Genomic DNA, 14,155 nt, shown 5'->3' on the forward strand with positions numbered 1-14,155 from the left:
CGAGCAAAGAAAATGAATGAATGCTTAAATTCATGTTGACTATTTCAAATATTAGTAATAGTATCTTCTTTACCAATTCAGTTCGGTTTTCAAATCCAACGAGTATAAGCGTATTTAATGTCATTGTTAATTATAGCATTACTAATAGTAATAAGTCAACACTAAAAATGTTATCTTTGAGCGCCAAAAACAGTAAATGAACAACGCCAAATTAAAAGGAAGAACTAGAGCGCAGGAATCTTCAAGCGCGATAGAGCGGTTGTATATTACCATGCGTCATTTATTTAATCGTGGATTTTACAAACCCATGGGTATTTCGGGCGAAACGCTGCGTGAAGCATTATTGCTTTTAAGACCTGAAATTTATGGCGCAATCGCTGAAGAAAAGGCTGAAATCAATGGCTTGCAATATGTGATCGATCGTTTGCCGATAGGTATTGAAGAATGCCGATTTATTAACTTAACATCGGATGAAGGATATGCAAAATCTCATTTTAAGGCGATTGTACCTCCAAAAAGGCGACGTAATTGCTATAGGATAGATGCTGAGCAAATGAATATTGAGATTACCAGAGGGCGGTCTGATATTTATGATATTCTAACGCATCTTACTTTTCTATTTATTGAATCGCACAAAATATGCAAGCGCGTATTGGTAAATGAAAATGGTGAGACTATTCGTGATTGGGAAAAATTGGAAGTAGCGGTAACAAAAGGGAAAAAGTTAAACCAAAATGAGTGCGAAATTGCTATTACCCATGCGGCCAATATTTTAGGGAGAACTTTTGAAGAAGTGCTCGCGGTTTATAAGCTATTTAAAACGAAAGAGAATCCTAATCGTTTTTTAGAAATTATTTACAACCTAGGAAGTTTAGCAATTAACGAAGTAGTTAAAGGTGAAAAACGCACTGTTACGTTCTCTCCTGTTTTAAGAGAGCGTCTAGGGCATCATATACATGGTGAAATTTGGGCTAATAATATTAAAAGGGTTTTAAAAGAGAAAAACCTTTTGCACAGACCCATTCATATAATAAGTGCAAATATGCATAGCGTTATGAATTCCATTTTTCATTATGCAACGGGTTCCAAGGAAAATGACAGAATGCAGGTTTTTGAGACCTTAAGTCAGCCTGAAAATAAGGCGATTAGAAGTAAAGTTGAGAAAGAAGCACTAAAAAACGGACTTATTTATATCGAAGATGAGTCAGGAACGAATATTGATGTTCAGATCGTAGATACCGCTAAGATTGATTTTGCAAAAACTGATTTTACTTATCTTAATAAGAAAGATGATGAATTTCCTGTTTTGTTTGTGATGGACTATGCCTTTGGAGAACAAGCGTATGAGACGATTGATGAGTTTTTAAAACCATATAGTCCGAATGGAGACAAACATTTTTTAGATGTGCGATCAGTTTCGATAATGGGAAAAGCTGGTATATTAGAAGGAGGAAAAGGTGATATTATGATTCCATCTGCTCATGTATTTGAAGGAACTGCTGATAATTATCCTTTTAAAAACGAGTTAACAAAAAACGATCTTGATGGAAATGGTTTACAAGTTTTCGAAGGGTCTATGGTGACGGTTTTAGGAACATCACTTCAAAATAAAGACATACTAAAGTTTTTCCATGATTCTACTTGGAATGTTATCGGACTTGAAATGGAGGGTGCACATTATCAAAAGGCAATTCAATCAGCGAGCAGAATACGGGGCAGTATTTCGGAAGATGTGAAAGTTCGATATGCATATTATGCTTCTGATAATCCACTAGAAACAGGAAGTACATTGGCTTCGGGAGGTTTGGGGACAACAGGTGTTCGTCCGACTTACTTGATAACACAAAAAATCTTAGAACAAATATTTAATTCATAGTACTATTATGAGTGAGCAAAGTAATAATAGCGCTCCCCAAAGTGAGGAAATTGATTTGGGTCAATTATTCAAGTTAATAGGTGATGCTTTTAATCGCTTTTTCAATTTTATCGGGAACATTTTTAAAGGGCTGTTTGACCTATTAATCATGTTTTTGTTATTTATTCAAAAGCATTTTATCAAGTTTGCGATAGCCGGCATTATTGGAATTGCTGGAGGTTTTTATTGGGATTATGTTTCAGACAAAGTGTATCGATCTTCAATGGTTGTTGAACCTAATTTTAATAGTGCGCAACAGTTATACAATAATATTGAATTTTATAATGAATTAGCAGATCAGGAAGAATATGAAGCGTTAAAAGAAACTTTTCCAGCTTTAACATCTGAAGAGGCAGCGTCTATTAAAAGTTTTGAGATAGAATCATTTTCGGACCAAGCACAGAAAATAAAGCAATTCAGTGAATTCATAGAGAGTTTAGATACTATTTCTCAGAAAAAGGTTGATTTTGATGATTATTTAGAGAATTTCAACAATATTAACGCTCAATTTCACAGAATTACCGTGGAAACGGAAAATTCTCGGGTCGCAAAAAAATTACAGAGCCCTATTGTAGAAGCAATTCAAGCAAATAGTTATTTCGAATTACAAAAAAAGATCAATGATGAAAACATTGGATTAAGTGATTCCTTGTACCAAGCCCAACTCACGGAAATAGATACATTACAGAAATTTTATCGTGAGATTAAACTTAGAGAAGCTTTGAAAGAACAGGCATCGACTAGCATCAGTATGGGCGATGCAAAGCAAAAGGACTCAGAAGAGCTTGAACTTATTAAACAAGAAGAGCAGATTAAGAATAGTTTAATCAAGTTGAACGAAGAAAAAGCGAATACGAGAAGTACGATTAACGTAATTTCTGATTTTCCTAATAAGGGAGTTGAAGTAGATGACTTTTGGAATAAGAAATTGGTGTTACTTCCTATTTTATTAGTTGGTTTAGTGTTGATGGTATTGATGATTTTAGAGTTGAATAAGTATTTGAATAAAGTTAGAACGATTGAATGATGCTTGACTACCCCATAAAATTTGAGCCCATATTACAAGACAAGATATGGGGAGGTAAAAAGCTGCAAAACTTGTTAAACAAAGAAACAGATCTTGATAACATTGGTGAATCCTGGGAGATATCAGGTGTAAATAGTAATATATCTATTGTCAGTAATGGTTATTTAAAGGGGAAATCCCTTATTGATCTCATAGCAAATTATAAAGGTCAGTTTGTTGGAGAAAAGGTTTATCGGCGATTTGGAAATAACTTCCCTCTATTAATTAAGTTTATTGATGCCAAAGAGGATCTTTCGGTACAACTGCATCCCAATGATGAACTAGCAAAAGAAAGACATGATTCTTTTGGAAAAACAGAAATGTGGGTAGTGATGCAAGCAGATGAAGAGGCTAATTTAATAGTAGATTTCAACCGCAAGGTAAGCAAGGAAGAGTACTCAAACTACCTCAGTCAGGGTAAGATTACCGAAATTCTAAATTTTGAAAATGTTAATGCTGGAGATAGTTTCTTTATTTCTGAGGGCATAATTCACGCAATAGGTGCGGGAGTCTTATTAGCTGAAATTCAGCAGACATCTGATATTACGTATCGTGTTTATGATTGGGATCGTGTGGACAAAGAAGGTAATTCTAGAGAATTACATACAGAATTAGCTTTGGACGCCCTTAATTTTGAAAGAAAAGATGATTTCAGAAAAGACTATAATAGAAATAGGGAATCAAATATTGCTAAATGTCAATACTTTACGACGAATTTTCTTCCCGTTTCTGGAAGGGCAATTAGAGTTTTAAAAGAAATCGATTCTTTTAAAATATTCATTTGTCTTAAAGGAGCAGGAACAGTTGCTGTAAGGGATAAGATAGAATCATTTGAAATGGGGGAGACATTTTTAATCCCGGCTTGTACTGAACAAATTGTTCTAGATGGGAATACTGAACTTTTGGAAGTTTATGTTTAAAAATAAACTAATGTCATATCGAGCTCAGACGAGATACTTTTTAAATGCAACAAACTAAAATATTAGTAACAGGCGGTGCCGGATTTATAGGTTCTAATTTCACCCAATTCTTACTTGAATCAGATCGGCATGTTCAAGTTGTTAACTTGGATGCATTAACCTACGCAGGATCTTTAGATAATTGTAAAGTATATGAAAACAATGCCAGATATTCATTCATAAGAGCTGACATCAGAGATAAGGCTTTTATAGAGAATTTATTTAAGGAGCAGGAGTTTACTGGTGTTATCCATTTTGCAGCAGAATCCCACGTAGATAACTCTATAGATGCTCCCGGAATTTTTATAGAGACTAACGTATTAGGAACTTTTAATCTGCTGGAGGCAGCCAGAAAATACCAGCCTACTATTAGATTTCATCATATATCAACTGACGAGGTATATGGTAGTTTAGATAAAGAAGGTTTTTTTACTGAAAAAACCTCCTATGCACCTAATAGTCCATATAGCGCATCGAAGGCAAGCTCCGATTTTCTAGTGCGCAGTTATTTCCATACTTATAAAATGGATGTTGTTACTTCAAACTGTTCAAACAACTACGGGCCTAAACAACATGATGAAAAACTAATACCTGTAATAATAAGAAAAGCTTTATCCGGAGAACAAATTCCTATTTATGGAGATGGTACTAATATAAGGGATTGGCTATATGTAATTGACCATTGTAAAGGAATATTGGAGGTTTTTAAAAAAGGTAAATCTGGAGAAACTTACAATATTGGTGGAGGGAATGAATATACTAATTTGCAAATTGCAAACATGATTTGTGAATTATTAGACGAACGAAGATCAAAACACAATAGTTACAAGAGCCAAATCACCTTTGTCAAAGATAGACAAGGTCATGATTTCCGATATGCTATTGATGCGTCAAAGATAGAAAATGAACTTAACTGGAAAGCTGATGAAAAGTTTGAAACTGGAATTAGAAAAACCGTAAATTGGTATCTAAATAAGTATAATTAAATGTCACCTCGAGTGCAGTCGAGAGGTTTCGCAATATATATGAAAGGAATTGTATTAGCAGGAGGGACAGGAAGTCGTTTATATCCACTTACATTAACTGTGAGTAAGCAGCTTATGCCTATTTATGATAAGCCGATGATTTATTATCCGATTTCTACTTTAATGTTGGCTGGAATTCGGGAAATACTTATTATCACCACTCCTGAAGATCTTCCATTATTTAAAAAATTGTTAGAAGATGGGAGTCAACTAGGTTGTCGTTTTGAATATGCTATTCAGGAAAAGCCTAACGGGTTAGCTGAAGCTTTTATTATAGGAGAAGAGTTTATACAAAACGAAAAGGTTGCTTTAATATTAGGAGATAATATCTTTTATGGTTCAGGCTTGGCTAATTTATTAGAATCAAATAGGGAAATTGATGGTGCTGTTGTTTTTGCATATCATGTGAAGAATCCTAGCAGATATGGAGTCGTTGAATTTAACGACCAAGAAAAGGTAATTTCTTTAGAAGAAAAACCGGAGCGACCTAGATCTAATTATGTTGTGCCTGGAATTTACTTCTATGATAATGATGTAGTTAAAATAGCTCAAAATTTAAGTCCAAGCAAACGAGGAGAGTTAGAAATTACAGATGTAAATAGCGTATATTTGAATTTAGGAAAGTTGCATGTACAAGTTTTAGATAAAGGGACCGCTTGGTTAGATACAGGTACTTTCGAATCGTTGATGCAAGCTTCCCAATTTGTACAGGTTATAGAAAATCGTCAAGGGCTGAAAATTGGGGCGATTGAAGAGGTTGCATTTAAAAAAGAGTATATTGATAAGGAACAACTCAAACAATTAGCCAAACCATTGTTGAAAAGTGGCTATGGTGAATATTTAATGCGATTAATTAGCTAAAAAGGTATGTCTCCTCAAATACAGTCGAGAGGTCTAAATGAAAATAGAAGAAACCCCATTAAAAGGATGTTATTTAATTACTCCTGATATTTATCAGGACGAGCGAGGACTTTTTTTTGAACATTATCATCAAAAAAAGTTGAATACTATATTACCAAAAGATCAATTTGTTCAAGATAATGTTTCAGTTTCAAAAAAAGGAGTGTTAAGAGGGATTCATTTCCAAAAAGGAGATTTTGCGCAGACAAAACTAGTTTCTGTTTTAAAGGGCATGGTTCAGGATGTGGTAGTTGATTTAAGAATAGATTCTAATACATTTGGACAATACCATTCTGTTTTTTTAGACGATGTAAAAAGGCATTTGCTTTTTATTCCAAGAGGCTTCGCACATGGTTTTTTAGCTTTGAGCAATGAGGTTATTTTTAGTTATAAATGTGATAATTTTTACAATAAAGAATCTGAAATAGGAATAGTATACAATGATGCCGATCTTAATATAAAATGGCAGCTCCCAAATGATAACCTTATTGTATCCCGAAAAGATCTGGGTCTGCCTTGTTTAAAAGAATTAAAAATATGAAGGTTCTAGTCACAGGTGCTAATGGACAGTTAGGTCAATGCCTTCAAAAAATTGAAAAAGAATACTCCCAAATAGACTTTTTTTTTAGGACATCGGAGGAGCTGAATATTACGAGTTTAGATAGTATAAAATCAAATTTTGAGTTGTTTAAACCTGATTTTTGTATTAATTGTGCAGCGTATACTAATGTAGATCAAGCCGAAAAAGAATCTAAAAAAGCATTTGCTGTGAATGCTGAAGGAGTGAAAAATCTTTCAAAGGTTTGTAAAAATTATGGGACTGTTCTAATTCATATTTCGACTGATTATGTGTTTGATGGGGAGAAGACAGGCCCGTATACAGTTGATGATATTCCAAACCCGATTAATCAATACGGAAAATCAAAATTAAAAGGAGAGGAATATATTCAAGAAATTCTTGAGAAGTATTTTATTGTTAGAACTTCTTGGTTGTATTCAGAATTTGGAAAGAATTTTTATAAAACCATATTGGAAAAGGCCAAAACTGAAAAGATAATTTATGTCACTAATGAACAGACAGGTTGTCCGACCAATGCGAATAATTTAGCTAAGTTTTTGGTTGAATTAGTTATAAGTAATGAAGAACGATACCGTATTATTCATTTTGCTGATTTTGAGCAGATGACGTGGTTTGAATTTGTAAAAAAAATCGCAAAAGAAAATAAGCTAAAAGCTAAGGTAATCGCGAGAGAATATAGTAGTTTTGCGGCTAGGCCTGAAAATAGTACTTTACAAAATAATTGAATAATATAAAATGTTAGATTTTAAAGGGAAATCAATTCTTATTACAGGAGGAACAGGTTCTTTAGGTAAGGCACTTACCAGTCATATTTTGAGTAAACATCCTGAAGTTAGAAGATTAATCATATTTTCAAGAGATGAACAAAAGCAATTTCAGATGGCTCAGGAATATCCTGTTGGCAAATACCCTCAAATAAGATTTTTCGTTGGGGATGTAAGAGATAAAGATCGGCTTATAAGAGCATTTAAAGACGTAAATTATGTTATTCATGCAGCTGCTATGAAGCATGTTCATATCGCTGAGTATAATCCTGAAGAATGCATTAAAACTAATATTGGAGGAGCTCAGAATGTTGTTGACGCCTGTTTCGAAACTGAAGTAGAGAGGGTTGTGGCACTTTCAACAGATAAGGCTTGTGCACCTATTAATTTATATGGAGCGACAAAATTGACATCCGATAAGTTATTTGTAGCTGCAAATAATATTAAGGGAAATAATCCGATACGTTTTTCTGTAGTTCGCTATGGTAATGTAATGGGTTCAAACGGATCAGTAATTCCATTTTTTATTGAAAAAAAACGCAAAGAAGGGATTTTGCCAATTACGGATCCAAGCATGACTAGATTTAATATTTCTCTTCAAGGCGGTGTGGATATGGTAATGCATGCTTTAAATTCTGCATGGGGAGGAGAGCTTTTCGTACCGAAGATACCATCATATAAAATTATGGATGTTGCAGAGGCAATAGGCCCTAAATGTGAAAAACCTATAGTAGGAATACGACCCGGAGAGAAAATTCATGAGGAAATGATAACGCCTTCTGATTCGTATTACACCTATGATCTTGGAAAGTATTATGTGATTTTGCCCGCTACTCATAAATGGAGTCTACAGAATTTCATCGAAACATTTGATGCTAAAAAAGTGGAGGAAGGGTTTAGCTACAATTCTGGAAATAATCACGATTGGGAGACAATTGATAGTATGAGAGAACTGATTAAGGAACATGTAGACCCAACTTTTCAAGAATAATGGAAAATAAGCCAATACCTTATGGACGACAAAGTATATCCCAAGATGATATAGACGCTGTAATTTCCACATTAAAAGCAGATTTTTTAACTCAAGGCCCTAAAGTGCTTGAATTTGAGGAAAGATTTGCTGAATATGTGGGTTCTAAATATGCGGTTGCGGTTAGTAATGCAACAGCAGGACTTCATTTAGCGATTCTCTCTCTTGAGTTGCGAAAAGGAGAACGTGTAATAACCACTCCAATAACTTTTGCGGCATCAGCAAATTGTGTGCGATACTGTGGCGGAGAAGTTTGGTTTGCAGATATTGATCCAGAGACTTATTTACTTTCTTTGGATAAAACTAGAAAGTTAATAGAAAGTAAACCGAAGGGTTTTTTTAAAGGCATAATTCCAGTCGATTTTGCTGGCTTACCCGTTAATACTGAAGAATTCAGAAAGCTAGCTGATGAGCATCATTTATGGATTATAGAAGATGCCTGTCACGCTCCAGGAGGATATTTTGTCGATTCTAAGAGGCAAAAACAGATGTGCGGAAATGGGTTGTATTCAGACATTGGTGTTTTTTCTTTTCACCCTGTAAAGCATATAGCATGCGGAGAAGGTGGAATGGTGACAACAAATTCTAAAAAAATATATGATAGGTTATCATCTTTAAGAACACACGGAATCACTAAACAGAACATGTCTGAAAATCATGGAGGTTGGTTTTATGAAATGAAGGAGTTAGGGTATAATTATAGATTGACGGATATACAATCGGCTTTGGGAATAACACAGTTGAAAAAGAATAATGAAGGAGTTAAAAAGAGGAATGAAATTGCTCAACGATACAAAGAAGCTTTTCAAGGAAAAACTAAATTTCAGTCATTACCCGAAAATATGTATAACGCTCATCACTTGTTTATTATTGAAGTTGAGAAGAGATTAGAATTGTATGACTATTTAAGGGAAAATAGAATTTTTGCACAAATACATTATATACCCGTTCACACATTACCATACTACAAGAAAATAGGATATGATGATGCAGATCTCAGTATGTCAGAAAACTACTATTCTAAATGTATAAGCTTGCCAATGTATCCTACCTTAACAAATAAAGAACAAGATTTTGTTATTAGAACTGTTTTAAATTTTATTTAATGTCCAATTTAGCGATTATACCTGCTAGAGGAGGAAGTAAAAGAATTCCTAGAAAAAACATCAAGCTATTTTTAGGAAAACCTATTATTGCCTACTCTATTCAAGCGGCTTTAAAAAGTAACCTTTTTGATGAGGTAATGGTTTCAACAGATGATGAAGAAATTGCCGCAATCTCTACTAAATATGGTGCTAAAATACCCTTTTACAGAAGTGCAAATAATTCTGATGATTTCGCAACAACAGCTGATGTAATTCACGAAGTGCTAGACAACTATGAAGGCAGTAATAATTTATTTAAATATTGTTGCTGTATCTATCCTACGGCGCCTTTGATTACTGTCGAAAAGCTTAAAGAAGCTTATGATAAATTAGTCAATAATGGTTTTAACTCTGTTTTTCCTGTGACCTCATTTTCTTACCCCATTCAACGTTCATTAGAATTTCAGAATGAAAAGATAATGATGGTTTGGGATAAACACTTACACTCTAGATCTCAGGATTTAAAGCCCCGTTTTCATGACGCAGGTCAATATTATTGGTTAGATATTGATGCTTTTAGGAGTGAACGAAAGTTATTTTCAAATAACTCTGGGGCTATTATAATGTCAGAACTTGAGGTCCAAGATATCGATAGAGAAATAGACTGGAAGTTAGCTGAATTAAAATATGAGCTAATGAATAGAAATGAAAAAAAAGATTCTTTTTAGAGCTGACGGCAACTCTTCTATTGGCCTTGGACATTTGTATCGTCTTTTTGCCATAGTTGAAATGGTAAAAGAAACATATGAATTCGCATATGTGATTCGCTCTTCTTCCACTTCTAATATAGTACCCGATGAGTATACAACAACTATAATACCCGATGAGATTGATAATGAAGAAGAACCCGAATGGTTGGCAAAAAAGTATACTCCTGAAGAACATATTATCATAGCCGATGGGTATCAGTTTGTTTCCAATTATCAAAAGAAAATAAAAGCGCTGGGCTTCTCTCTAATTTATATTGACGATTTGGCAAAGGAGCATATGTATGCTGATATTGTTATTAATCATTCGCCGGCATTAAAATCTTTAGATTTCACTTCTGAATCGTATACTAAATTTGCTTTGGGGACAGAACATTCTATTTTGAGACCTCTATTTATTGAAAAAGCAAAAGAGCAGAAGGAAAAAACAAGTATCAATACTATTTTTATTTGTTTTGGTGGATCCGATTTTTTCAATTTAACGTATAAAAGTGTTGAAGGAATTACCAAGATATCTGATGTAAAAGAAATTCATGTTGTTTTAGGAGGAGCTTATAACTATAACGACATCCATGATTTAATCAAAGATCAAAAAGACAGAGTTTTCCTATATAGAAATCTAGATGAAAAAGAAATGCTTAATGTCATGGATAAGTGTGATTTAGCTATAGTTCCTACAAGCACAATTTGTTACGAGGTTTGTTGTGTGAAAATGTTGATTTTAGGAGGTTATTATGTTGATAACCAGGTGAATATATATAATGGCTTTCTAAAAAGCGATATTATTTATCCCGGAGGTGATTTTAAAAAATATTCTTCTGTTGATTTTAAAGTAAAAGTAGAAGATACAATGAAAAAACTTCCTACAGATTTCGAAAAAAAACTTACACATCAACATCAGTTGTTTGATGGAAATCAGAAAAAGCGTTTTTTAAAACTATTAAATGAATTAGAAGTATGTTAATTCAAATACTTGTTGACAATCCTAACTCGTGGATTATTCCATATATCAAAGAATTAATTAATACCATTAAATCGAAGTTTGGTTATTCGGCAGTTCTCTTACACGATCATGACCAAGTTATAACCGGCGAGATATTATGCTTGTTGTCTTGTGAAAAAATTTTTAAAGCACTTCATTTAAACAAACATAATCTGGTAGTTCATGAAAGTGATCTTCCAAAAGGTAAGGGTTGGTCTCCGGTTACTTGGCAGGTATTAGAGGGCAAAAAAGAAATTCCTGTTACATTATTTGAGGCTAGTAAAAAAGTTGATGCTGGAGAAATATATTTTCAGAAAAACATTAAATTAATTGGCCATGAGCTTATCGATGAAATAAAGGATATACAAGGCGCTATTACCAATGAATTAATCATTAAATTCTTAGAGAATTATCCAGGAATTAAAGGAACTCCTCAAATTGGAGAAGAAACATTTTACAAAAAAAGAACACCTAGTGATAGCGAATTGGATATTGAAAAATCAATTAAGGAACAATTCGATTTATTAAGAGTTTGTGATAACGAAAGATACCCAGCTTTTTTTGTGCACAACACAAGAAAATATATAATAAAGATTTATAACGACCATGAATAATTTTGTTGTATTATCAGAAAAGAGATGGAATGTTGAACTCATAGAGAATTTAAAAAAAAATATTCCAGATGCTAAATGGCTATTGATAAATAATAAGAATGATTTTTTATTAAAAAATCTAAAAAAAATTAACCCTAATAAAATCTTTATTCCACATTGGTCATATATTATTCCTGAGGAAATTTTTTTGTCTTTTGAATGCATTGTTTTTCATATGACGGATTTGCCCTATGGAAGAGGTGGTAGTCCTCTACAAAATTTAATTGTTAGAGGGTATAAAAAAACTAAGATTTCGGCATTAAAAGTGGTGAAAGAATTGGATGCAGGTCCAATTTATCTGAAAAAAGAATTAGATCTTTATGGAACGGCCGAAGAAATTTTTATTCGAACCAATGAGACTATTCAAGAAATGATTATCGAAATCATTTCAGATAATTTACGACACGTAGGGCAAGAAGGAGAACCGGTTTTCTTTAAAAGAAGAAAACCAGCAATGAGTGAAATAGAACAAATATCTGAGATAAACACACTCTATGATCACATCAGAATGTTAGATGCCGAAGGTTATCCCAAAGCCTATTTTGAAAACGATCATTTTAAATTTGAATTTACAAGAGCAAGTCTAAAATCCGATAACACAATATTAGCAGATGTTAGAATCATTAAAAAATAAAAGAATACTAGTAGTAGTTGCACATCCAGATGATGAATTATTAGGTTTGGGAGCAACTATGCATAAGCTTATTTCGGAATGTAATTGTGTGGTAAGAACAATAATTCTAGGAGAAGGAATTACCTCAAGATCGGATAAACGAGATCCGAAGCTATGGGGGGATGAGCTAAAAAAACATAGACAAAATATCGAAGATGCAAGGGCTGCAATAGGGTATGAGTCTGTGGGAGTTTATGATTTTCCAGATAACAGGTTCGATTCAGTTGATCTATTGGATGTCGTTAAAATAATTGAGGCTGAAAAACAAAAATTTCAACCAGAAGTCATTTTTACACATCACGGGGGAGATGTAAATATAGATCATCAGCGTACTTTTGAAGCTGTAATTACCGCCACAAGACCCATGGAGCATGAAAAAGCACATACAATAATTACCTTTGAAACTCCTTCAGGAACAGAATGGAGGGCATCATCAGATCCTAAACACTTCATCCCCAATTTTTTTATAGAGGTTTCCGAAGAAAATGTTGAAGCCAAAATAAAAGGTATGGAGAGCTATGAATTCGAAAAAAGAACCTTTCCTCATCCAAGATCACCTAAAGCCCTTAAAATTTTAGCACAACAAAGAGGAATAATCGTAGGTAAAAAATTTGCTGAAGCATTTGTCATAATAAGAACAATAAGTTAAAAAATGAAAATAGGAAATAGAAATATAGGAGATAATCATCCATGTTTTATAATTGCTGAACTCTCCGCTAATCATAATGGAAGTTTAGAAGTTGCAATAGAAACAATTAGAGCTGCTAAAAGAACAGGAGCAGATGCCATAAAATTACAAACATATACTCCTGACACAATGACCATTGATGCAAATAATGAGCACTTTCAAATTAATGAAGGTACTTTGTGGGATGGAAAAACTCTTTATGAACTGTATCAAGAAGCCTATACACCATGGGAATGGCATGAAGAACTATTTAAGGTGGCCAAGGAAGAAGGATTAATCTGTTTTTCTTCCCCGTTTGATATAACTGCAGTAGACTTTTTGAAGAAATTAGATGTTCCGGTATATAAAATTGCATCTTTTGAGATTCAGGATATACCTCTTATAGAGCATACTGCTTCTCAGGGAAAACCTATTATTATTTCTACTGGAATTGCAATAGAAGAAGACATTCAATTAGCAGTAGATACATGCAGAAATGCTGGAAACGAAGATATCATTTTGTTGAAGTGTACATCATCATATCCAGCACCATTAGATCTGGCAAATTTAAACACTATCCCAGATATCAAGAGTCGATTTAATGTTGAGGTAGGATTTAGTGATCATACTTATGGATCTTTAGCACCTGCAATTGCAACGACACTTGGCGCCAATGTAATTGAGAAACACTTTATTCTTGACAAATCAATCGGGGGGCCTGATGCCGATTTTTCTTTAGACGAAGAAGAATTTAAAGAAATGGTAAAGGCTGTAAGAGATACTGAAAAGATGCTGGGGACGGCAAGTTATAATGTATCTGAAAAAGTAAAGAAAAATAGAAAGTTTGCTCGTTCTTTGTTTATAGTTGAAGATGTAAAGAAAGGCGATATAGTAACGAAATATAATCTAAGATCAATTAGGCCAGGAAATGGACTCCACCCAAAGTTTTTAAATAATGTTCTTGGTAAAGAGTTCAAGATTGATATCAAGCGAGGAACTCCCCTCTCATTAGATGATATTATGTAGTGATCATAGTTACCAAGTTAATTATACTCTTGGAAGCATACATAAGCTAACAAGTATCAATAT

Annotated in this window: 15 protein-coding genes; all 15 read left to right on the forward strand. The window is 33.6% G+C overall.

The annotated features are described in order from the left end of the window. Positions 1-196 precede the first annotated feature (196 nt). From ABN763_RS18510 to pseI, 15 genes are read left to right on the forward strand one after another with little or no spacing between them, the layout of a single operon-like run. On the forward strand, positions 197-1,876 hold the full coding sequence (locus tag ABN763_RS18510; RefSeq protein ID WP_410486992.1) for a DUF6909 family protein: 1,680 nt from the start codon (positions 197-199) through the stop codon (positions 1,874-1,876). A 7-nt stretch (positions 1,877-1,883) separates the two neighbouring features. Next, positions 1,884-2,942 (forward strand): hypothetical protein, encoded by a 1,059-nt coding sequence (locus ABN763_RS18515; RefSeq protein WP_410486993.1) that lies wholly within the window; start codon positions 1,884-1,886, stop codon positions 2,940-2,942. Then, a complete protein-coding gene (locus ABN763_RS18520) occupies positions 2,942-3,901 on the forward strand; it encodes a type I phosphomannose isomerase catalytic subunit (RefSeq protein WP_410487058.1) in 960 nt (319 codons plus the stop codon). The genes ABN763_RS18515 and ABN763_RS18520 overlap by 1 nt, the downstream gene beginning before the upstream one ends. 44 nt (positions 3,902-3,945) lie before the next feature. Continuing rightward, on the forward strand, positions 3,946-4,926 hold the full coding sequence (rfbB, locus tag ABN763_RS18525) for a dTDP-glucose 4,6-dehydratase (protein ID WP_410486994.1): 981 nt from the start codon (positions 3,946-3,948) through the stop codon (positions 4,924-4,926). A 39-nt stretch (positions 4,927-4,965) separates the two neighbouring features. Then, entirely contained in the window at positions 4,966-5,826 is an 861-nt protein-coding gene (rfbA, locus tag ABN763_RS18530) for a glucose-1-phosphate thymidylyltransferase RfbA (RefSeq protein ID WP_410486995.1), read from the forward strand. A 37-nt stretch (positions 5,827-5,863) separates the two neighbouring features. Then, a complete protein-coding gene (gene rfbC / locus ABN763_RS18535) occupies positions 5,864-6,406 on the forward strand; it encodes a dTDP-4-dehydrorhamnose 3,5-epimerase (RefSeq protein WP_410486996.1) in 543 nt (180 codons plus the stop codon). Beyond that, positions 6,403-7,170: a dTDP-4-dehydrorhamnose reductase gene (gene rfbD, locus ABN763_RS18540; protein ID WP_410486997.1), complete on the forward strand. Its 768-nt coding sequence runs from the start codon at positions 6,403-6,405 to the stop codon at positions 7,168-7,170. The genes rfbC and rfbD overlap by 4 nt, the downstream gene beginning before the upstream one ends. A 10-nt stretch (positions 7,171-7,180) precedes the next feature. Further along, positions 7,181-8,200, forward strand: coding sequence for a UDP-N-acetylglucosamine 4,6-dehydratase (inverting) (gene pseB / locus ABN763_RS18545; RefSeq protein WP_410486998.1), 1,020 nt, complete (start codon positions 7,181-7,183; stop codon positions 8,198-8,200). After that, positions 8,200-9,345, forward strand: a complete 1,146-nt coding sequence (gene pseC, locus ABN763_RS18550) for a UDP-4-amino-4,6-dideoxy-N-acetyl-beta-L-altrosamine transaminase (RefSeq protein ID WP_410486999.1) — start codon at positions 8,200-8,202, stop codon at positions 9,343-9,345. The genes pseB and pseC overlap by 1 nt, the downstream gene beginning before the upstream one ends. After that, complete coding sequence (gene pseF / locus ABN763_RS18555; RefSeq protein ID WP_410487000.1) at positions 9,345-10,052, forward strand: pseudaminic acid cytidylyltransferase; 708 nt, start codon at positions 9,345-9,347, stop codon at positions 10,050-10,052. The genes pseC and pseF overlap by 1 nt, the downstream gene beginning before the upstream one ends. After that, positions 10,030-11,055, forward strand: coding sequence for a UDP-2,4-diacetamido-2,4,6-trideoxy-beta-L-altropyranose hydrolase (gene pseG / locus ABN763_RS18560; RefSeq protein ID WP_410487001.1), 1,026 nt, complete (start codon positions 10,030-10,032; stop codon positions 11,053-11,055). The genes pseF and pseG overlap by 23 nt, the downstream gene beginning before the upstream one ends. Beyond that, complete coding sequence (locus ABN763_RS18565) at positions 11,049-11,687, forward strand: formyltransferase family protein (protein ID WP_410487002.1); 639 nt, start codon at positions 11,049-11,051, stop codon at positions 11,685-11,687. Before pseG ends, ABN763_RS18565 begins: the two co-directional genes overlap by 7 nt. Further along, a complete protein-coding gene (locus ABN763_RS18570; protein ID WP_410487003.1) occupies positions 11,680-12,360 on the forward strand; it encodes a formyltransferase family protein in 681 nt (226 codons plus the stop codon). The genes ABN763_RS18565 and ABN763_RS18570 overlap by 8 nt, the downstream gene beginning before the upstream one ends. Further along, the gene (locus ABN763_RS18575; protein WP_410487004.1) at positions 12,338-13,048 is read left to right on the forward strand and encodes a PIG-L deacetylase family protein; all 711 of its coding nucleotides are present in this window, start codon (positions 12,338-12,340) and stop codon (positions 13,046-13,048) included. Before ABN763_RS18570 ends, ABN763_RS18575 begins: the two co-directional genes overlap by 23 nt. A gap of 3 nt (positions 13,049-13,051) precedes the next feature. After that, positions 13,052-14,092 (forward strand): pseudaminic acid synthase, encoded by a 1,041-nt coding sequence (gene pseI / locus ABN763_RS18580; RefSeq protein ID WP_410487005.1) that lies wholly within the window; start codon positions 13,052-13,054, stop codon positions 14,090-14,092. Positions 14,093-14,155 lie beyond the last annotated feature (63 nt).

Origin of the sequence: Spongiivirga sp. MCCC 1A20706, from assembly GCF_046524175.1 — a bacterium.
GTDB lineage: Bacteria > Bacteroidota > Bacteroidia > Flavobacteriales > Flavobacteriaceae > Spongiivirga.

Coding starts and splice junctions, on each gene's coding strand:
- ABN763_RS18510 (WP_410486992.1), top strand. CDS start 197: ATGAACAACGCCAAATTAAAAGGAAGAACTAGAGCGCAGGAATCTTCA.
- ABN763_RS18515 (WP_410486993.1), top strand. CDS start 1,884: ATGAGTGAGCAAAGTAATAATAGCGCTCCCCAAAGTGAGGAAATTGAT.
- ABN763_RS18520 (WP_410487058.1), top strand. CDS start 2,942: ATGCTTGACTACCCCATAAAATTTGAGCCCATATTACAAGACAAGATA.
- rfbB (WP_410486994.1), top strand. CDS start 3,946: ATGCAACAAACTAAAATATTAGTAACAGGCGGTGCCGGATTTATAGGT.
- rfbA (WP_410486995.1), top strand. CDS start 4,966: ATGAAAGGAATTGTATTAGCAGGAGGGACAGGAAGTCGTTTATATCCA.
- rfbC (WP_410486996.1), top strand. CDS start 5,864: ATGAAAATAGAAGAAACCCCATTAAAAGGATGTTATTTAATTACTCCT.
- rfbD (WP_410486997.1), top strand. CDS start 6,403: ATGAAGGTTCTAGTCACAGGTGCTAATGGACAGTTAGGTCAATGCCTT.
- pseB (WP_410486998.1), top strand. CDS start 7,181: ATGTTAGATTTTAAAGGGAAATCAATTCTTATTACAGGAGGAACAGGT.
- pseC (WP_410486999.1), top strand. CDS start 8,200: ATGGAAAATAAGCCAATACCTTATGGACGACAAAGTATATCCCAAGAT.
- pseF (WP_410487000.1), top strand. CDS start 9,345: ATGTCCAATTTAGCGATTATACCTGCTAGAGGAGGAAGTAAAAGAATT.
- pseG (WP_410487001.1), top strand. CDS start 10,030: ATGAAAAAAAAGATTCTTTTTAGAGCTGACGGCAACTCTTCTATTGGC.
- ABN763_RS18565 (WP_410487002.1), top strand. CDS start 11,049: ATGTTAATTCAAATACTTGTTGACAATCCTAACTCGTGGATTATTCCA.
- ABN763_RS18570 (WP_410487003.1), top strand. CDS start 11,680: ATGAATAATTTTGTTGTATTATCAGAAAAGAGATGGAATGTTGAACTC.
- ABN763_RS18575 (WP_410487004.1), top strand. CDS start 12,338: ATGTTAGAATCATTAAAAAATAAAAGAATACTAGTAGTAGTTGCACAT.
- pseI (WP_410487005.1), top strand. CDS start 13,052: ATGAAAATAGGAAATAGAAATATAGGAGATAATCATCCATGTTTTATA.